Source organism: Arthrobacter sp. NPDC058127 (assembly GCF_042884555.1).
Classification (GTDB): domain Bacteria; phylum Actinomycetota; class Actinomycetes; order Actinomycetales; family Micrococcaceae; genus Arthrobacter.
The window spans coordinates 57,562-76,537 of the sequence record NZ_JBHVTT010000024.1; the positions used below are offsets into that span (position 1 = coordinate 57,562).

Annotated in this window: 18 protein-coding genes and 1 pseudogene; 10 read left to right on the forward strand and 9 right to left on the reverse strand. The window is 62.9% G+C overall.

Annotated features, from left to right (window positions below):
* Positions 1-120: 120 nt before the first annotated feature.
* Complete coding sequence (locus tag ACFVTG_RS22305; protein ID WP_390282948.1) at positions 121-843, reverse strand: HAD hydrolase-like protein; 723 nt, start codon at positions 841-843, stop codon at positions 121-123.
* A gap of 75 nt (positions 844-918) precedes the next feature.
* On the opposite strand from ACFVTG_RS22305, the gene ACFVTG_RS22310 reads away from it, so the two are divergent.
* A complete protein-coding gene (locus ACFVTG_RS22310) occupies positions 919-1,377 on the forward strand; it encodes an Lrp/AsnC family transcriptional regulator (protein WP_059388371.1) in 459 nt (152 codons plus the stop codon).
* An 11-nt stretch (positions 1,378-1,388) separates the two neighbouring features.
* Here the strand turns inward: ACFVTG_RS22310 and ACFVTG_RS22315 are convergent, their stop codons facing one another.
* From ACFVTG_RS22315 to ACFVTG_RS22325, 3 genes are read right to left on the reverse strand one after another with little or no spacing between them, the layout of a single operon-like run.
* Positions 1,389-2,798 carry an aspartate ammonia-lyase gene (locus tag ACFVTG_RS22315; protein ID WP_390282949.1) on the reverse strand — a complete coding sequence of 470 codons (1,410 nt, stop codon included), beginning with the start codon at positions 2,796-2,798 and terminating at the stop codon, positions 1,389-1,391.
* Positions 2,799-2,802: 4 nt separating this feature from the next.
* Positions 2,803-4,224, reverse strand: a complete 1,422-nt coding sequence (locus ACFVTG_RS22320) for an aldehyde dehydrogenase family protein (protein ID WP_390282950.1) — start codon at positions 4,222-4,224, stop codon at positions 2,803-2,805.
* Entirely contained in the window at positions 4,217-5,269 is a 1,053-nt protein-coding gene (locus ACFVTG_RS22325; protein ID WP_390282951.1) for a homoserine dehydrogenase, read from the reverse strand. Before ACFVTG_RS22325 ends, ACFVTG_RS22320 begins: the two co-directional genes overlap by 8 nt.
* A 318-nt stretch (positions 5,270-5,587) precedes the next feature.
* Between ACFVTG_RS22325 and ACFVTG_RS22330 the strand changes: the two genes are divergently transcribed.
* The 3 genes and pseudogenes from ACFVTG_RS22330 to ACFVTG_RS22340 all read left to right on the forward strand — a co-directional run bounded on the left by ACFVTG_RS22330 (position 5,588) and on the right by ACFVTG_RS22340 (position 8,603).
* Positions 5,588-7,039, forward strand: coding sequence for an amino acid permease (locus tag ACFVTG_RS22330; RefSeq protein ID WP_390282952.1), 1,452 nt, complete (start codon positions 5,588-5,590; stop codon positions 7,037-7,039).
* A gap of 51 nt (positions 7,040-7,090) precedes the next feature.
* A pseudogene (locus tag ACFVTG_RS22335) lies at positions 7,091-7,765 on the forward strand (alanine racemase C-terminal domain-containing protein); the annotation flags it as partial.
* Between the two features lie 37 nt (positions 7,766-7,802).
* Entirely contained in the window at positions 7,803-8,603 is an 801-nt protein-coding gene (locus ACFVTG_RS22340; protein ID WP_390282953.1) for an IclR family transcriptional regulator, read from the forward strand.
* On the opposite strand, the gene ACFVTG_RS22345 is transcribed toward ACFVTG_RS22340, so the two are convergent.
* From ACFVTG_RS22345 to ACFVTG_RS22355, 3 genes are read right to left on the reverse strand one after another with little or no spacing between them, the layout of a single operon-like run.
* Positions 8,600-9,376: an IclR family transcriptional regulator gene (locus ACFVTG_RS22345; protein ID WP_390282954.1), complete on the reverse strand. Its 777-nt coding sequence runs from the start codon at positions 9,374-9,376 to the stop codon at positions 8,600-8,602. The genes ACFVTG_RS22340 and ACFVTG_RS22345 overlap by 4 nt on opposite strands.
* A 32-nt stretch (positions 9,377-9,408) precedes the next feature.
* Positions 9,409-10,161 carry a cyclase family protein gene (locus ACFVTG_RS22350; protein WP_390282955.1) on the reverse strand — a complete coding sequence of 251 codons (753 nt, stop codon included), beginning with the start codon at positions 10,159-10,161 and terminating at the stop codon, positions 9,409-9,411.
* Entirely contained in the window at positions 10,158-10,595 is a 438-nt protein-coding gene (locus ACFVTG_RS22355) for a hypothetical protein (RefSeq protein WP_306972647.1), read from the reverse strand. Before ACFVTG_RS22355 ends, ACFVTG_RS22350 begins: the two co-directional genes overlap by 4 nt.
* A gap of 192 nt (positions 10,596-10,787) precedes the next feature.
* Here ACFVTG_RS22355 and mmuM point away from each other — a divergent pair, with 192 nt between their 5' ends.
* On the forward strand, positions 10,788-11,738 hold the full coding sequence (gene mmuM / locus ACFVTG_RS22360; RefSeq protein WP_390282956.1) for a homocysteine S-methyltransferase: 951 nt from the start codon (positions 10,788-10,790) through the stop codon (positions 11,736-11,738).
* Positions 11,739-11,843: 105 nt separating this feature from the next.
* On the opposite strand, the gene ACFVTG_RS22365 is transcribed toward mmuM, so the two are convergent.
* Together ACFVTG_RS22365 and ACFVTG_RS22370 are read right to left on the reverse strand one after the other, a co-directional pair.
* Positions 11,844-12,545, reverse strand: coding sequence for a FadR/GntR family transcriptional regulator (locus tag ACFVTG_RS22365; protein ID WP_390282957.1), 702 nt, complete (start codon positions 12,543-12,545; stop codon positions 11,844-11,846).
* A 28-nt stretch (positions 12,546-12,573) separates the two neighbouring features.
* Positions 12,574-13,392: an alpha/beta fold hydrolase gene (locus ACFVTG_RS22370; RefSeq protein ID WP_390282958.1), complete on the reverse strand. Its 819-nt coding sequence runs from the start codon at positions 13,390-13,392 to the stop codon at positions 12,574-12,576.
* 119 nt (positions 13,393-13,511) lie between these two features.
* Between ACFVTG_RS22370 and ACFVTG_RS22375 the strand changes: the two genes are divergently transcribed.
* From ACFVTG_RS22375 to ACFVTG_RS22395, 5 genes are all read left to right on the forward strand, one after another.
* Complete coding sequence (locus ACFVTG_RS22375) at positions 13,512-15,029, forward strand: four-carbon acid sugar kinase family protein (RefSeq protein ID WP_390282959.1); 1,518 nt, start codon at positions 13,512-13,514, stop codon at positions 15,027-15,029.
* Positions 15,030-15,074: 45 nt separating this feature from the next.
* Positions 15,075-15,974 (forward strand): NAD(P)-dependent oxidoreductase, encoded by a 900-nt coding sequence (locus ACFVTG_RS22380; protein ID WP_390282960.1) that lies wholly within the window; start codon positions 15,075-15,077, stop codon positions 15,972-15,974.
* A gap of 107 nt (positions 15,975-16,081) precedes the next feature.
* Positions 16,082-17,548 carry a GntP family transporter gene (locus ACFVTG_RS22385; protein WP_390282961.1) on the forward strand — a complete coding sequence of 489 codons (1,467 nt, stop codon included), beginning with the start codon at positions 16,082-16,084 and terminating at the stop codon, positions 17,546-17,548.
* A complete protein-coding gene (locus ACFVTG_RS22390) occupies positions 17,548-18,408 on the forward strand; it encodes a class II fructose-bisphosphate aldolase (RefSeq protein ID WP_390282962.1) in 861 nt (286 codons plus the stop codon). Before ACFVTG_RS22385 ends, ACFVTG_RS22390 begins: the two co-directional genes overlap by 1 nt.
* Before the next feature lie 66 nt (positions 18,409-18,474).
* Positions 18,475-18,867: a DUF1304 domain-containing protein gene (locus ACFVTG_RS22395; RefSeq protein ID WP_390282963.1), complete on the forward strand. Its 393-nt coding sequence runs from the start codon at positions 18,475-18,477 to the stop codon at positions 18,865-18,867.
* Positions 18,868-18,976 lie beyond the last annotated feature (109 nt).

An 18,976-nucleotide genomic window follows, 5' to 3' on the forward strand; every position in this document is an offset into this window, starting at 1 on the left:
TGCCTGAACTGCGGGCCTGGCAGGCCGTGAAAGCAGACTAGCCGACGGAGGGCCGGCGGACTAGGGGTCTGGCCCTCCCGACGCTAGCTCACATATGGCCGGTCTGGAACCGATGCTCGCTCACATATGGTGCCTTTCGGCGGAACGCTCGCTCACTGATGAGGCCAGGATCATCGGCAGCAAAACTGTGGGTGAGATGGCAGTGGCAGCAGCGTGCAACGCCTCCTCATTTCCCCCGTACCCCCAGAGCGCGAAAAAGGTGGAAATTCCATGCTCAGCGGCTCCCGCGACGTCATAACTTCTGTCGCCGACCATTGCCGGGTTGGAGATATCGATGCCCAGGGAGGCAAGGCGGAGCAGTGCTTCACCGATGACTTCCGCCTTGGTCGCCCGTCTTTCAACGTCCGATGCCCCGCATATGGTGATGAAGTTGCTTTCGATTCCAAAGCGTCGTGCGAGTCGTAGTGCTTGATCTTCCACTTTGGACGTGGCAACAGCCATGGGGATACCGGCTGAGTGTAGTTGCTCCAGCAGTTCTGTGACTCCTTCGTAGAGGCTCGATTGCTCAGCGCCGTGATCCGCGTATGCCTTGCGATAGTGTTGGAGGGCTCTCTGGGCTGTCGCTTCGTCAGTCCCGGAGACTGCTCTGAACGATTCGACCATCGGTGGCCCGACAAACCTGAGTAGTTCTTCCGGCCTCGGGACCGGCGCTCCCACGGATTCCAAAGCCCGGGCAGCACTTGAGGTAACACCTGGGGCAGAGTCGATAAGTGTTCCGTCCATGTCGAACAGGACGCAGGTGATGGCGCCGAACGGTGGATGGCTGTGATGCGGAAGTATCATCTTTTCTGGAGCTTTCGGTTGTGGATCGGGTTCTGCTTGGGTTGTGCACAGGGATTTACTTTTTGAAGGGTGGGCATGGACCGCGTGAGTCTCGATCACATAGACCAGAGGATCCTTGCGGAGCTCACCAAGAACGCACGCATTAGTCATGCCGAACTGGCGAGCAAAGTCCTGCTTTCAAGGAATGCTGTGCGCCAGCGCGTCGACCGGATGGAACGGCAAGGATACATCCAGGGATATACGCTGGTTGCTGGCCTACCCGGGCAAGGGTCCGTCTCGGCTTTCCTTATGGTCTACCGGAAGGACCGGGTGCGTGGTTCGGATGTCATCGCTGTTTTGCGGTCCATTCCGGAAGTGGTTTTGTGCGACGTCGTCAGCGGGGACTTTGATCTTCTCGTGAGGCTTGAAGCCCGGTCTTTGGAGAGAATCCAGGAGATCTGGGAGCAGATCGCCGCACTTCCGGGCGTCACGGATACCGTGACGGCCATGACGCTTTCCAGTCTCATCCGGCGTGGTGCAGTGCCGACCGCGTGAGGAGTTGGCGATCAGACCGCTGATATGCGGGTGCCCCTGACCGGAAGCGCAGCCGATTCAAGCATCGATTGAGCGGTGGCACGGTCCAGGAGGTTCTTGCCGGTAACGACGTCGAGAATGGCTGATCCGTCCCGCAGGGCTTCCTTGGCGACCGCCGCCGCGGCCGCGTAGCCGATGGCCGGAACCAGTGCCGTTGCAAGGCCCACCGAAGCTGCCGTCTGGCGGGCGAGGCGGTCGGTGTTCGCTTCGATGCCTTCCATGCAGTGTGTGCGGAGAACGCGAGCTCCTTGTTTGAGCCAAGAAACGGCTTGAAGCAGGACGTGAGCGATGACAGGTTCGAAGGCATTGAGTTGGAGTTGGCCATTGTCTGCAGCCATCGTTACTGCGGTGTCCGCTCCGGCAACCGCGAAAGCGATCTGATTCATGGTCTCGGGGATGACAGGGTTCACCTTTCCGGGCATGATGGACGACCCCGCTTGACGGGGAGGCAAGGTGATCTCGCCAAAGCCATTCTGCGGTCCGCTGGACAGCAACCGGAGGTCACTGCTGATCTTGGATAGCTTGATTGCGGTCCGTTTGAGCATGCCCGACACGTGCATGAAAACTCCGACATCGGACGTCGCCTCGACCAGATCGTTGGCAGGAAGGACGTCGACGCCGGAAACCTCGGAGAGTGCCCGCAGCACCAGTTGCTGATAACCCGGTTCGGCGGTAATGCCGGTGCCGATGGCGGTGGCCCCCAGGCTGCATTCGCGCATCAGATCGGTGGACTCCAGGAGCCGGGAGCGATCTTCCTCCAACGTGGCGGCGAAGGCATTGAACTCCTGCCCCAGGGTCATCGGGACGGCATCCTGAAGCTGGGTCCTACCCATCTTCACGACATCGGCAAATTCGGCACCCTTGTTTCTGGCGGTTTCGGCAAGCTTGCCCAATTCCTGATTGAGTTCCGCGATGGCGAAAATGAGGGCCAGCTTGATGGCGGTTGGATAAGCGTCATTGGTGGATTGGCAACGATTGACATGGTCGATGGGGTGCAGGTGCTGGTAGTCGCCGAGGCGCTGGCCTAGTTTTTCCAGCCCGAGGTTCGCGATCACTTCATTCGCGTTCATATTCGTGCTGGTGCCGGCGCCTCCTTGGATAACGTCAACGCAGAACTGTTCGAGGTGATGCCCGTCCTGGATTTCCCGGCACGATTCGCGGATTGCTGCCGCCTGCCGGGGCGAGAGCACCCCAAGTTCGCAGTTGGCCTGCGCCGCGGCGTTCTTGATCATTGCCAGGGAGCGTACCAAGTGCGGATGCCTGGAGATCGGAATGCCGCTGATGGTGAAGTTTTCCAATGCCCGGGCAGTGTGTGCTCCCCAGTAGGCGTTGGCGGGTACGGGAATGTTCCCGAGCGAATCGGTCTCTATGCGGCTGGTCACGGCTCTATATCCCGCGGTTCTTGATGCAGACGACTTTGGGCTGGGTCATCTCTTCGTAAGCAAAATGGACGCCTTCCCTGCCGAGGCTTCCGTATTTGGAACCCCCGAACGGCATGCCGTCGAACCGATAGTCCGAGGAATCATTGATCATGACTCCGCCTGCGTCGAGTCGGCGCGCGGCGTCCATGGCGTTGCTCAGGGAGTCCGTGAAAATGCCGGCGTGAAGGCTGAATTCGATGGCATTTGCTACTTCAATGGCTTCTTCGAACGTATTGAAAGCATGCAGCATGACAACAGGCCCGAACACTTCTTCCCTCCACAGCCTGCTGTCCGCCGGGACCGCTTCCAGCACAGTCGGCTCAAGCACATTGCCTACCGTCACGTTGCCTGCGAGAAGTGCAGCGCCGTCATGGATGGACTCATCGAGCTTGGCTTTGAGTTCGTCTAACGCAGCGGGGCTGATCATCGGCCCGACGTCCGTCCGCTCATCCGACGGATCTCCGGATACCAATCGGGCTGTCGCTTCCAGGAAGCGCTGGCGGAAATCAGCGTACAACGGTGTGGCTACAAGGATTCGCTGCACCCCCACGCAGTTCTGGCCAGCGGCCCAGAACGCTCCGGAGACGCAAGATTCCACGGCGTCGTCAATGTCAGCATCGCTCAGGACGATGACAGGTGCGTTTCCGCCCAGGTCCATGGAAAGCTTCTTCAGGCCGGCGGCGCGGGCAATGCTTTCCCCAGTGGAGAACCCGCCGGTAAAGGACACCATTCTCACATCCCGGGACCGGATGATGGCTTCGGCTACCTCCCGATCCCCGTGAACAACAGTCAGGACTTCAGGAGAAAGCCCAGCATCCACGAGGGCGTCCGCGAGGAGTTGGGCCGACAGGGGAGTCAGGGCGGAGGGCTTGAGGACCACTGCGTTGCCTCCGGCAATGGCCGGACCGATCTTGTGCGCCACGAGATTGAGGGGGTCGTTGAAGGGCGTGATCGCTGCAATGATGCCAAGCGGTTCGCGCGAGTACCATCCGGTCCGGTCTTCCGAGCCCTCGTATGAGTCAAAGGGAATGACCTCGCCGGCGTTCCGGCGCGCTTCGGCCGCGGACAGGCGAAGGGTATTGACGGCTCGCAATACTTCCTTTCGGGCCTGGCGGATGGTCTTGCCTGACTCGGCAACAATGGTCCGGGCGAACTCTTCGCTTCGCCGTTCAATGTCGGTGGCAGCAGCGTCGAGGATTTTCCCCCGGGTGTTGCGGGACAGTGCCCGTGCTTTTCGCGCGCCGGCCCGGGCCACTTCGAGCACGGCGTCGGCGGCACAAGCGTCGGTCAGGGAGACCGTGCCGACGATCCTGCCATCGTAGGGGCTCGTCACTTCACGGAACCGTGGCAGCACCATTTCCGTGGCGCAGAGTGTGGACTCAGACATGTGCGGCCGCCCCTGTCTTTGCTGAGTGGATGGCGATGATGTCTGAGAGCAAGGCGTAGGCGGTCTCCACGCGACCTGCTCCAGGTCCCGATACGGTAACCGGGCCAAGTAGATCGGTATCGAAGGAGACGGCGTTCGTAGCGCCCGAAACGCCGGCAAGTCCGTGGTCAAGGGGCACCGCGACCGGTGCTACACCTGCGGTGACGGTCCCGTCAGGATTCCGCCGTGCCGAACCGACGAGCTTCCAGCGGCGTCCGTTCCGGGATGCCGTTCGGACATCTTCCGCCGTGACCGTCGAGATCCCTTGCCGCCGGACGTCCTTGAGTTCGATGCCCGCGTCAAGCAGTTCGTTGGCGAGGATGAGGACCTTGAGCTGGACATCGTAGCCCTCGATGTCTGCTGCTGGGTTCGCCTCGGCGTAACCGAGTTCCTGTGCCTCGCTGACGGCAGCATCGAAGTCCAGGCCGGCTTCCATTCGACCGAGCACGTAATTGCTGGTTCCGTTGAGAATGCCTTCGAAACCATTCAACCGGAGTCCTGAAAACATCTTCTTCGCCAAACGGATCACCGGCGTGCCACTCATGACGGCTCCTTCGTATTCGAAGTAGACGCCATTATGCGCGGCCAGGGAATTCAGTTCGGCCCCACGGAGGGCAACCGGTCCTTTGTTCGTGGTGCAGACGCTCTTGCCCGATTCGAGGGCCCACCGCACATGGGAGACCGCAGGTTCGCCGTCGTCGGGGTTTGTGAAGGTGGCTTCGCAGATGATGTCTGCTGTGCACGAGCGGATGACCGACTCATTGTTGGTGTCCGCGGATCCCCCGTGTTCGGCGAAGGTTTCGCTCCCGCCGCCAAGGCCCAGGGCCATGGAGAGGTCGATACCCTCAGGCTGGACCAGGGATCCGAGGCGAAGGTCGGTGATTGCCACGACCCGGAGGCCAAAGCCCAGCCCGGAACGAAGTGCCTCATTGCGTGTTGCGATCAGTTCGGCCAGGGTCCTGTTGACGCCGCCAAAGCCGATCAGGGCAATGTCATAGGTGGTCATGCTGCTCCTTCAGTCAGTTACATCGGTCCTCCAATATTGACCGGATTCCATGTCAGCCATGGCATGTGATTCCGGCCGAAGACTAGGGCGAATCGACCATCCGCATGGCGATTCGACATCAGCGTCCGCAAGTAACATGCGTGCAACATATACATGTCCAAATGTTTTTAATGACCAATTCGACTACGCTGTGTTATCTTCATCACCATCCCCTTGCGCACCTCCGGCAATCCGGATCACCCCTCGACCCCCGAGGTATCACGCGCATTCTTCGCACCTGATTCGACCACCAACCTGACCACCGACCCCGGAGGCACCATGGAATCCTCATTACCCGTCGCGCTAGAACCACAGCTCTCATCCCCTCCGTTGTCTGAATCCGGGCTACGCCGGTCCATGGGGCCCAGGCACCTCGTCATGATCGCCATGGGCGGGGTGATCGGCTCCGGACTTTTCTTGAGTTCCGGCTACACGATCTCCCAGGCCGGACCGCTCGGCGCGGTCATCGCCTACCTGATTGGCTCCTTCGTGGTCTACCTGGTAATGGCATGCCTTGGCGAACTTGCCATCGCGTACCCAGTCTCGGGAGCCTTCCACATCTACGCATCGCGGTCGATCGGACCAGCCACGGGATTCACCACAGCGTGGCTCTACTGGCTTTGCTGGGCCGTGGCCATCGGCTCGGAATTCACAGCGGCCGGCCTCCTCATGCAGCGATGGTTTCCAAACATCGACGTGTGGGTCTGGTGTGTCATCTTTGCCGCCGTTCTTTTCGGCCTCAACGCCGTCTCTTCGCGGTTCTTCGGAGAGTCGGAGTTCTGGTTCGCGATCATCAAGGTCGGCGCCATCATCGTCCTGATCGTGCTCGGGGGTGCCGCACTATTTGGTTTCCACCCATTGAGCGAGACCGGCAACCATCCCTTCCTCCTCGAGAACTTCAACACCACCGGGGGTCTCTTCCCCAACGGATTCACTGGCGTTCTGGTCACCGCGCTTGCAGTGTTCTATGCCTTCTCCGGTTCCGAGCTCATCGGCGTAGCGGCAGGCGAAACCGCGGATCCTGCCAAGAGCATTCCGAAGGCCATGCGCAGTACCGTCGTCCGGTTGCTGATCTTCTTCGTCGGGGCCATCGCGGTCATCGCCGCCACCATCCCGTTTGATCAGATCGGCCTGGACCAGAGCCCGTTCGTGACGGTCTTTTCCTCCATCGGCATCCCGTTTGCCGCCGACGCCATGAATTTCGTCATCATCACCGCGCTCCTTTCCGCCGGCAACAGCGGTCTCTTCTCGTGCGCCCGCATGCTGTACTCTCTCTCGGACGAAGGACATGCCCCTCGCGTGTTGCGAAGGCTGACCCGGCGCGGCATCCCTATGGTTGCGCTCTCCGTGAGCATGGTGGGTGGCCTGGCATCGCTCATCAGCAGCGTGGTTGCGCCCGAGACGGTGTACTTGGCCCTTGTGTCCGTCGCAGGGTTCGCCGTCGTCGGCGTGTGGATGTCCATCGCCGCATCACATTTCTTCCACAGGCGGACTTTCGTCAAGAATGGCGGCAACGTCGCGGCCCTTCCCTACAAGGCCCCGCTGTTCCCCCTAGTTCCGATCCTGGCGTTCTCGCTCTGCTTCATTTCGTTGATCGGAATCGCGTTTGACCCGAACCAGGTAGCCGCCCTCTACTTCGGGGTCCCCTTCGTAGGAGCCTGCTACGCCTTGTTCTATCTCAAGTACGGACGCAAGGCGCGCACGGCCGCGCCGTCTTTGCTGGATCGCTGACCATCGTTCACCCAGCTCTCGGCCGGGGACTGCTGTCCCTGGCCGAGGGCTGTCCGACGGATCGTCAGCCATCCGAGGCTTCAGCTGGCCGGGACCATGACCCACTTCCCCAAAAATGACAACCGCCATATCGAAGAGGCACTGCTGCGCTTTCAAACCCAGGCACTGGCGCTGCTCGACATCGCCGGTGCTTCCCGGGAAGAAGTGCTGCTCCATTGCGCCAATTCCTATGCTGCGCTGCACGTTACCGGCTCCTGGCTGGACATGGTCCGCGCGGGGGCCGTTCTCTATGGCGATTCTGATGCGACGGTGGGCCGCTTCCAACGGTGCCTGACCTTCAAAGCCCGGATCGCCTCTGTCAATAGCTATCCTGCCCGCACCAAAGTCGGGTATGGCCTCGCCCACACGCTGGACCGGGACTCAAAGTTGGCAGCGGTGACCGCAGGATACGGCGACGGCTACCGCCGCGCGCTGGCCCGTGGAGGCCATGTGCTCGTCCGTGGCCGGCGTGTCGCCATCGTCGACCTTGTTTCGATGAATTCCATGGTTGTTGACGTAACCGACATCGCTGACGCCTCTCCGGGCGACGAAGTTGTGCTGTTCGGAAAGCAAGGAGCCGAAGAAATCACCGTTGAGGAGATAGAGACGGCGAACTCGGCAATCCTCGCCGATCTCTACACCGCGTGGGCAGGAGGAAGCCGCGTTCCGGTCAACGGGGACGTGTGAGAATAGGGCCTGATGAAGCTCGGAAGGAGCATTGACAATGGATTCTTCCTCGGAAGCGTCGTCCATGGCGCAAGGACTTCGTATTGTGCGCTTGGTCGCGGACCGGGAGAAGTGGGGCCGGCGGCTCCTCGGCGTCTCCCAGCTCGCCTCCGAGCTGGACATGGAGCAAAGCCGCGTATCCCGGCTGACCCAGGAATTGTGTGATCTGGGACTTCTCGAAAGGGTCGAACGCGGTCCGTTCCGGACAGGCCCGCAATTTTTCGGCCTCGCGGCGTCGCTTAATACTGGCTGGGTTCGCCAATCAAGAACCGAGTTGGAGGCGCTGGTGGCCACGCTTGGCCTCCGATCCAGGGTTTCTGTCCGCGAGGGCTTCCGGGTAATTCTCCTGCGCGCATCTAGCAATGACGCGCTCCCTGGCAGCTTCGTCAAACCTGGAATGGTGACGCCGACATGGTGCACGGGATCAGGCCGGGCACTCTTGTGGGATCACGAGCAGGCCGCGATTCAGGATCTCCTCAAGGACGCCAACTTCATCGGTGTCGGCGGTCCGGGCGCCGCCCACTCGACCGAAGAGGTCTGCGAGCTGATGGACAGGGACCGGAACCGGGGCTTCATAGTGGCGGCCGAAGAATTCGAACATGGCGTCTACGAATTGGCCGTTCCTGTCCGTGACCCGGAAGGAACGATTCTTGCTTCACTTAGTGTTCTGGGCAACCGGCCCCAGATCGAGCCCAGGGGCGGGAAGATCGCCAAGGTTCTCACGGAAGCCGCCGCGCGGCTCGGATCATGCGGTCGCAGTACTCGGGACAATACGGGGGGAAGGGGCCTTGCGAGCTAGGCCAGCGCCTGCGGCAGTCCCTGACCCATCGTCGATTCGAGCCACTTTCCCCACGACACGAGAGCCGAGGCGCAGAGTTCCCGCCGCGCTGCCAGCCGTGTCTTAGGACCCACGACTTGGAGGGCAGCCACCACTTCGCGTTTGAAATCCCGTACAGGGACGGCTAGGGAATACAAGCCTGGTTCTGCTTCCTCATCCACGATGGAATACCCCCGCCCCCTAGCCTCATGCAGCCGCGTCAAGAAGTCCTCGACATCGACTGGAGTATTGGGGCCGTGGCGAACAAATGCAGAGGACGCGAAAACGGTTCGGACCTCGGCGTCGGACGCCTCCCACAGCAATGCCTGGCCGGCGTCGCTGCAGTAGGCCGGGTAAGGCCGGCCCAACCACGAACCGACCATGTTGCTGCTTGCCGGAATACGCTCACCGACCGTCACCGTGCTGTCACCGCTCAGCACTCCGAGGAAGCATCCTTCGTTCGTTTCGCCGGCAAGACCCTCCAGGGCGGTGATCCCGTCCGTCTGCAGCCGTTGTTCGGTCAAAAGCTGGGCGTCGGTAAAGAGTGACCAGTTCAGGTTGTAGGACCGCCTCTCGGCGCGTTCCAGGAACCCTTCTTGTTCCGCGACTCGCAGGCTCCGCGAGACCTGGCTGCGATCCTTGCCTAGGTCGGCTGCAATATCGGCGACTGTGCCGCCGGGGAGGCCTTCGGCGTTGCGGGAGCCGACTGCAAGGACAGCCATGATTCCCCGTCCCATGCTGGATGTCTTAGGCATGGATCTGATTCTAGCCACCGGACGGGCGTGACTCAGTGGATAGCAAACACCCGGGCGGGAAAGCCGCTTCCCTCAAGGGGTTTTGGCCACGTCGCAACCAGGGCGGCACCCTTTTCCGGAAGACCATCCAGGTTCGCCAATAGCTCGATCTGCCAACGGTTCTGTCCCAGCACGTATGTCTCCAGGCTAAAGTCCTTGCGGGAAGTGGCCAGCCCCGGGTCCGTGTCTGTCTGTTCATGACCTACAGCCGCAATCGACCGTCGTTCAATCAGGAAGGTGAGGGCCTCCTGCGACCAGCCCGGACTGTGACTGATGCCTTCGTCGTCCCTGTTCGCCATGGCGTCGGCATCGGGCCAACGTCGGCTCCAGCCTGTCCGCAGTGCCACAAAGCTACCCGTCGGGACAGTGCCGTTTCGGCTTTCCCATGCGTGGATGTCCGCCACCGTGGGGGTGGCATCGGGATCAGCCTTGACCCGTTCTGAAATATCCAGGATGACCAGCGGAAGGATCATGTCCCCTACCGGGATCTGATCCAAAGACCGGCCGCCGCGGATGAAATGTGAGGGGGGATCAACGTGTGTTCCCCATTGCCCGATGATCGAATAGCGGTGCGCGGTGAATCCGTCGCCATTCTCCAGATCGAACACGGCTTCCCTGATCTCGTCGGGGAAAGCGGGGAAGTGCGGTTGGCCTGGGTGGAATGCATGCGTCAAGTCGGCGAACGTCCTGCCCGCTATGAGGGGCTGGAGCCCGTCCCAAAAATCCGTCGTGGCGTTGTCGGTCATGATGCGACCCCGCTCTCGCGGGCCTCTGCCAGTGCGGTGGATGAGACGCTCACGACGCCGGATAGCTCTATGACAGGGACTTCCCAAGGGTGGATCTCCACAAGGTGACGCATGAACCGATCCACCCGCTCGTCGTCCAGGGCGGCGTCGAAGTACGTCGTGAAGACAAAGGTCGGCGAAATGGTCCGCTGGCCCACTTGCCCCAAGGTGGGGTTGGCGCCTTCAGCCACGGTGAATCCTTCGAATCCCACGCCAGACTCGAAAACGTGCCTGTAGTTTCCAAAGTCCCCCAACTCCGGGGAGTCCGCCAAGGCCTGAAGCAGTGCCGTAATGCCGTGGTCATTCCGGAACGCACCGGCCTCGCCCTCAGCGAGCCCAGCGAAAGTCTCGGACGCGATAGGCCAATGTACGCGCAGCTTGCGCACTGATTTCATTTCTATCTTCAAGGGGTCCTCTTCCCTGCGCTTGGCGCAGATTGCTTGACTGCCATGGTGGCATAACAGGCCTGATCATTACAAGCATTTTCAAATGCTCATAATGACCAATATAGTGAAAGGGTGGTCACGCTGGACCATCTCGTCCCCATATGGGCACGAATGAAGATCAACTGCTTGGAGCCCCGAACGATGCCCAGTAAGATCACGCTGTCCCGCATGCTCGACGTCGGCTCGAAGCTGACGCTGGACGGCGCACTCGCCACTGAGCTCGAGGCGCGGGGCTGCAATCTGGAGGACCCACTTTGGTCGGCCAAGGTGCTTTTGGAACAACCGCAGCTGATCAAGCAAGTGCACCGCGACTATTTCGGTGCGGGCGCCAAAGTTGCAATCACGGCGAGCTATCAGGCCACGCCGCGAGGCTTCAGACAGCGCGGCGTTTGCGAAGTGGAAGCCTTGGAATTGGTGGCATTGAGCGTACGCCTGGCCGACGATGCGAGGCGCGAATACTTGGCTGAAAACCCGGAAGCGGGACCCCTGCTGATTGCCGGATCAGTAGGCCCTTATGGCGCCTACCTCGCTGACGGTTCGGAATACCGCGGGGACTACACCCTCAGCCGGATCGAGTTCATGGAATTCCACAGGCCCCGGATCGCGGCGCTGGTGGAGGCGGGAGTGGACCTGCTGGCATGTGAGACGTTGCCTTCGGTTTCGGAGGCGAAGGCACTGTTGGCACTCGTAGAAGAGTTCAACGTCGAAGCATGGTTCTCCTTCACGCTACGGGACGGGGAGCACATCAGCGACGGCACAACGCTGGCCGACGTCGCAAGGCTCTGTGCAACGCAGCCGCGCGTCGTCGCGATCGGCGTAAATTGCGTGCCTCTGGAACTGGTCTCTCCGTCGCTTCGAGCCCTACGCAAAGTCACCTCAATCCCGTTGATCGCGTATCCGAATTCCGGCGAAAGCTATGACGCTCTAACCAAGACCTGGACGCCCGGCCCGGCCGTGGGCGGTGCTGATGGCAAGCAACCTGCAAGCATTGCGGAAGGAGCCGGCATCTGGCAAGAACTTGGCGCTCGGCTTATTGGAGGGTGCTGCAGGACGACACCGCAGGATATTGCTGGGATCGGTCGATATATGTGAGCGGGCGTTCGCTCACAGCCGTTGATATGTGAGCGAGGGTCCGCCCACGACCGTTGATATGTGAGCGGGCGTCCTGGAAGTCGGGGGCGGGGGAGCCGGGCCTGCCTAGGCCTCCAGGACGTATGTCCTGAGATCGTCGAGGGTCTGCTGCATGTGCGCGTCCATGGCCTCGCGGGCCCGGGGGGCGTCGCCGGCTTCGAGGGCTTTGAGGATGGCCCGGTGATGTCCGATCGCGTGCCGCTGGATATCGGGGATTTGCGAGGTCTGGGTGCGCCGGGTTTCCAAGACGCGGTGCAGGGGTTCGAAGAGCACAGCGACGAAGACGTTGCCGGAGGCGTGGAGGATGACATCGTGGAAGCCTAAGTCCGCCTCGACGAACGCGCTCACATCGTTGGAATCGTGCGCCTTCTGCATGGCGGACACGTGAACCTGCAGCTGGTCGATTTCTTCGGGGGAGACCCGTGAGGCAGCGAGTTCGCAGGCTCCGGTCTCGAGCATGCGGCGCAACTCGATGAGCTGGACGGCCGCTGCGGCGTCGTTCTTTCCTTCCGAAGCCGCACGCAGCACAGCTTCGAGGGAAGCCCAGCGGTTCAGGGGGTTGACGAACGTCCCCCGGCCGCGCTCCACGCTCAGGATTCGCTGGGCCTCGAGGGTCTTCATGGCCTCGCGGACCGTCATGCGGCTGACTTCATGCATGGCGCTCAGCTCGAGTTCGCCGGGAACCACTGTGCCCGGCGGAAATTCGCCCGCGACGATGCGGTCCAGCAGCTCGTCAGCGACGACGCCGACCAGCGACTTGCGTGCCATGGTGCTCCGTTCCTAGATGTCTGACATCTTACGCTGGCGGTTGCGGGCTTTCGTTCCAAAACGCGCCGAGCGCCCGGGCGCAATCCTGCGGCTGCTCCCAATGGACACTGTGCCCGGCGTCGGGGATCGCCACGAGCCTGCGCAGCGGGCTGGCTGCCACGAAGGCTTCCGCCTGGTCCAGCGAACGTAATCGGTCCCCGACGCCGGCAATCACCAGCGTCGGTGCGGTCACCTTTTCGGGGACATCGGCAGCCACTCCGGCCATCGCCGCGAGGCCGCTGGGGCCAAGGACCTCGAAAGGCAGCTCAAATCCTCGGCTCAGCAAGCGATTGTCCTCCGGCGACAACGCCCCGAACCAGGCCTTCATGCACTTGGCGCGCGTCGCGTCGTCAATGAAGCCTTGCCGCAGCTGGGATTCGAGCATCGATTTGAAGCCTTCGTTCGGCGGGGCCGGAACCATGCCGATCAAGGCCACGCTGGCCACGAGCCCCGGGTGCCGCGCGGCCAGTGTCAGCGCCACGCTTCCGCCCATCGAATGGCCCGCAATGTGGACCGGTGCCGCGTTCCTGGCAGCAACGGCAGCGACGGAATCGGCAGCTGATTCCAGAGTCCACCGGAAGCCCGGAGGCAACATGTCCCCGCGGTGATATCCGGGCAAATCGACGATCCAGACGGTTCGTCCGGCGTCGAGCAACTCGGTGGCGAGTGGCTCCCAATAGGCGGACGTCGACGCCCAGCCGTGCAGCAACAGAACGGGAGGTTGGGACGGAAAGTCCGCCTTAACGGCGGCCGCCGGGAGGCGCATGTCCACGTGTAATGCCGCGACGGCGGGAGGCTCTTGAAGCATGCGCCAAGCATAGTGACGACTGACACTTGCACAGCCGAAAGCGGGTGTGTCACACTAGCATTCAAATATTAGATGTCTGACATCTTACATTTACCTTCAAAACCACGATGGAGTGCACAGTGACCCTTGAAGCCGATGTCCTGGCTGCCTTCCCGGCTGAAGTCCAGATCCCCGCTCAGCTGGTTGCCGACGCCGTAGCAGCGTCTTCCGCAACCTCGCCCCGCATCCTGGTAGTCCTCGACGACGACCCCACCGGCACCCAGTCGGTCGCCAACCTGCCGGTCCTCACCCGCTGGGAGGTCGCCGATTTCACGTGGGCGTTCGCCCACATCGCGGAAAGCCATTCTCAGCCTGCCGTCTACGTGCTGACCAACACGCGCAGCCTGGACCCGGTTGAGGCCGCTGCCCGCAACGAGGAAATCGTGCGGAACGCGCTCGCCGCCGCGGGCGACGATGCTGCCGGCTCCAAGCTACGCCTGGGATTCGTCAGCCGCTCCGACTCCACCCTCCGCGGCCACTACCCGCTGGAACCGGACGTCATTGCCGCCACTGTCGCTGACGTGACCGGCGAAGCGACCGACGGCGTCGTGATGGTTCCCGCCTTCCCCGACGCCGGGCGGGTCACCATTGGCGGCGTGCACTACATGCGCGGCACCGGGAACGACGCTGGCAAGCTCACCCCGGTTGCCGAGACCGAGTTCGCCAAGGATGCGAGCTTCGGCTTCGCCAATTCCGAGATGGCCAAATATGTGGAGGAGAAGTCGCAGGGCCGCTTCCCGGCCAGCGATGTGATAGTCCTCGACCTGAACATCATCCGCGCCGGTGCGGCTGCTGCGAACGGATCCGCCGGAGATCCCGAGCTTTCCGCCAAGGCCATCGCCGACGCGATCGAACCCGCCACGAACTCCACACCGATCGTCGCGGACATCGTCACCGAGAACGACTTCCGCGCACTCGCCCTCGGCCTGGAAGAGGCCGAACGCCGCGGCAAGAAGCTGCTCTACCGTGTGGGTCCGCCCTTCGTCCGCGGCCGCATCGGCCAGGAAATCCGTGAGGCGCTCAGCGGCGAGGAAGCCTACGAAGGCAACACTCCCTCCACAGCCGGTGGCCTCATCGTTGTTGGCTCGCACGTAGGCGTCACCACGCGCCAGCTCAATGCCCTGACGGCCCAGCACAGCGCCGCTCGGATCATCGAGATCGACGTCGAGAAACTTCTCGTAAGCGGCGCGGAGGCCTACCTGGACGAAACGGTAGCCGCCGTCGTCGACGCCCTCCACCAGGGCGACGTCGTCGTCCACACGAGCCGCCTGCTCATCAAGACGGACGACGCCGCGGCGAGCCTGAAGATTGCCCGCACTGTTTCTGCCGCCGTCGTCGCGGTTGTTAACCGGACGCTCAAGACCTTTCCGCCGCGCTTCGTCATCGCGAAGGGCGGCATCACGTCCTCGGACGTGGCCGCGCACGGCCTGGAAATCCGCCACGCGATAGTCCGCGGCCCCATGCTGCCCGGCATCGTCTCGCTGTGGGAGCCGGTGGACGGGCCCGCGAAGGGCATCCCGTACATCGTTTTCGCCGGCAACGTGGGCGACGACGAATCCCTCGCGCAAGTCACGCGCAAGCTCAGCAACACCTTCTAGCCGACCCTCTTCCTAACGCAACCCCCGCATTCAATGGAGAACACCATGACCAGCAACTACACCGTCGCCGTCCTCGGCCTGGGCGCCATGGGCCTGCCGATGGCCACCCGTCTGGCGACCCAGCTCACCGTCCATGGCTTCGACATCGCCGAGCCGCGCCTGAAGCTCGCCGCCGACGCCGGGATCCGCACCTTCGCTTCGGCGCGCGAAGCCTCCGAAGGCGCCGACGCCTTGCTCCTTGCCGTGCGCAACGGCGAACAGCTCGATGACGTCCTCTTCGGCGAGCACGGCGTTGCCGCGGTACTGAAGCCGGGCGCCGTCGTGATTCTCGGCAGCACTGTCGGTACCGAAGCCATTCCGGCTACCGTGGCCCGCCTGGCCGAATACGGCGTCGAACTCGTGGACGCGCCGCTCTCCGGCGGCCCCAAGCGTGCCGGGGAAGGCGACCTCCTGATCGTGGTTGGCGCGACGCCGGCGGCCCAGGAAAAGGCCCGCCCCGCGCTCGAACTGCTGGCCTCCACGCTCACCGTTGTTGGCGACAAGCCCGGCGACGGCCAGGCCCTCAAGACCGTCAACCAGCTGTTGTGCGGCGTGCACATCGCCGCTGCCGCCGAGGCCATGGCGCTCGCCGACGCCCTCGGACTGGACCAGGCGAAGACCCTCGCGGCCCTGGAAGCAGGTGCCGCTGGCTCGTTCATGCTGTCCAACCGCGGCCCACGCATCCTCGAGGCTTACACCGAGGATGGCGCCGAGGTCCTCAGCCGCCTGGACATTTTCGTGAAGGACATGGGCATAGTCGGCAAGGCGACCCGCGCCGCCGGCCTGGCAGCACCTGTTGCCGCCGCTGCCGAACAGCTCTACCTTCTCGGCCAGGCCCAAGGCCTCGCCGCCGCCGACGACTCCGCCGTCATCAAGGTTGTCGCGCCCACCAGGCGCACTGTCTAGCAAAGCACCCCAAAGAAACGTGCGACGACGGCGGTCCCCCCTCCGGCGTCGTCGCCCCTCTCGCCGGCCTCGAGTCCAGGCCGGCTCTGTCAAAGGAGACACCCCTGATGATTCCCCTCATCAATTCCTTGGCGGTCCGGGCAGCTGATGCCCCCGCCATCAAACCGTCCGTAGCCCTTGGGACCCCGCTGCTGCTGACCATTGCAGTTGCGGGCGTCGCGCTGCTGTTGCTCATGATCATCCGCTTCAAGATCCAGGCCTTCGTGGCATTGCTGGCCGTGAGCATCCTGGTGGCCGTTGCCGCGCAGATCCCCTTGGCGGACGTATTCACCGTCGTGGCCAACGGCGTGGGCGGAACCATGGGCAAAGTCGCATTGCTGATTGCCCTCGGCGCCGTGTTGGGCCGCATGATCGAGGTGTCCGGCGGCGTGCAATCGCTGGCCAACCACTTCACCGAGAAGCTCGGTGCCAAGCGCGTCGCCGTGGCACTGACCGCCGTCGGCTTCCTCGTTGCCATTCCGGTGTTCTTCGAAGTAGGCATCATCGTCCTGGTGCCGATCGTCTACGCCTTCGCGAAGATCGCCAAGCTGCACCCCATCAAGTTCGGCCTTCCCATGGCCGGCATCATGCTCTCGATCCATGTCGCCGTTCCTCCCCACCCGGGCATCGTTGCCGGGGCAGGCGTGATGGGTGCCGACATCGGACTCATCGCGATGATTTCGCTCATCATCTGCGTGCCGCTCGGTTTCCTGTCCTACTGGGTTGCCAGCATCATGAACCGCAAGGACTACGAACTGCTCCCGGGCGTCCGCGACCAGATCGAAGAATTCGGCTCCGATTCCTTGGTGCGCGTCGGCCACGACGGTCCCGGTGCCAGCGCAGTCGCTCCGCCGCGTCCGGGCCTGATCATGTTCCTCATCGCCGCCCCGATCGTCCAGATCCTGCTCGGCACAGCCGGTACCCTCCTGATCAACAAGAAGGACTACTGGTACGGCGTCGCGTCTTTCGTGGGCAACCCGTTCTTCGCCCTGCTGGTGGCCGTTGCGCTCGCGTTCTTCCTGCTGGCGGTCCGCCGCCAGTGGTCACTCAAGGAAACCGGCGAAATCTTCGAAGGCGCGCTGCCTCCCATCGCCTCGATCCTCATGGTGGTTGCTGCCGGCGGCGTGTTCGGCGGCGTCCTGCAGGTCTCCGGCATCGGCGCGGCCTTGTCCCAGACGCTGGACTCCCTGGGCGTACCGATCATCCTGCTCGGCTTCATCATCTCCCTGGCATTGCGTGCTGCACAGGGTTCGGCCACGGTTGCCATCGTCACCACCACGGGCCTCCTCTCGGCTGCCGTGGCGCACGGCGGCTACACCCCGGCGCAGATCGCCGTGATCGTGATCGCCATCGGCTTCGGCGGCTTGGGCCTGTCCCACGTGACCGACGCCGGGTTCTGGGTGGTGGTGCGCTACTACGGCCTCACGGTCTCCGACGGGCTCAAGACCTGGACCGTGCTCACCACCATCCTGGGCGTCGCCGGCTTCCTGCTCAGCTATGTCGCCTGGATCCTGGTGGGAGGCCTGGCCCACTGATGCGTGTACGCCTTGACGATCTTGTAGGCTCCGCGCTGGAGCGAGGGGCAGCTGTCCCGGCCTTCACATGCTACGACTTCACCACCGCCCTCGCCGTGGTGGCTGCATCCGAGGAATCCGGCCGAGGCGTCATCCTGCTGGTCGCACCCAAGACAGCCGGCACTCCTAGCGGCTTGCGGCTGATCACGGCGCTGCGCGCCTTGGCCGACGACGCCAGCGTTCCGGTCTCGGTCCAGCTGGACCACGCCTCGGACCTGGAGGTCATCCGTGACTCCGTGGCTGCTGGTGCCGACGCCGTCCTGGCCGATGGTTCTTCCCTCCCGTTCGAGGAGAACATCGCCCTGGTCTGCTCCGTACATGAGGTTTTGGTCGGCGCCGGTGCTTCCCACATCGTGATTGAAGCGGAACTCGGTGGGCTGGCGGGCGATGAAGACAAGGCTTTCGGCGTTGACACCAGCCCCCATCCCGCGGGCCTGACCGATCCCGAACAGGTGTTGGAATTCGTTTATCGCACTGGTGCCCAGCTCCTGGCCGTGGCCGTGGGGAATGCCCATGGCCGTTACACCGGAGAGCCCAAGCTGCACTGGGACGTGCTGGAGGACATCGCATCGCGGACTGAGCTTCCGCTCGTACTCCACGGCGCGTCGGGCATCCCTGCTGCGGACCTGGTCAAAGCCACATCCATGCGCGTGGGCAAGGTGAACTTCAACACCGAGCTGCGCACTGGCATCCTCGCCACGCTCGAGGCCGAGACCACCGCGCACCGGGCCGACGGCGAGAACCTCCAGGGCCTGCTGGGGCACTGGAGTTCCTCCGCCTCGACGTTCGCGGGAGCAACGCTGGACATGCTCAGCCGCTAGGCAGGGCTCGCGGGGCGACCGCGCGGGAAGCGAACCCAAGCAACACAGGGAGGCTAGGATCAGCACATGATCCTGGCCTCCCTGCTTTTTGCCCTCATTGCCGGCTTGTTGCACGTCTACATCTTCAGCATGGAGTCCATCACGTGGACCCATCCGGCGACGTGGAAGCGCTTCAGTGTCGCTTCCCAGTCCGACGCCGAAACCACCAAACCCCTCGCCTACAACCAGGGCTTCTACAACCTCTTCCTCGCCATCGGGGCGCTCGCCGGGATTGTTTTTGTCATGATCGGTCACCCGCAGGTGGGCTGGACCCTCGTCTTCAGCTCGTGCGGCTCGATGCTGCTGGCGGCAATCGTGCTTGCCTTGAGCGGCAAGAAGTACCTCCGACCCGCCGTTCTTCAGGGCACGACGCCGCTACTCGCCGTCGTGCTCGGCATCCTTGCCGTCGCGCTCGGCTAGAGATATGAGCGAGCCGAAAGTTGTCAAGCTGTGTGGAGTCACTGGGCTGGTTTTTGGGGTGTTTTGGTCTGCGGGAGGTTGATCCCGGCGTGTGTGGCGGGGGCCGGTG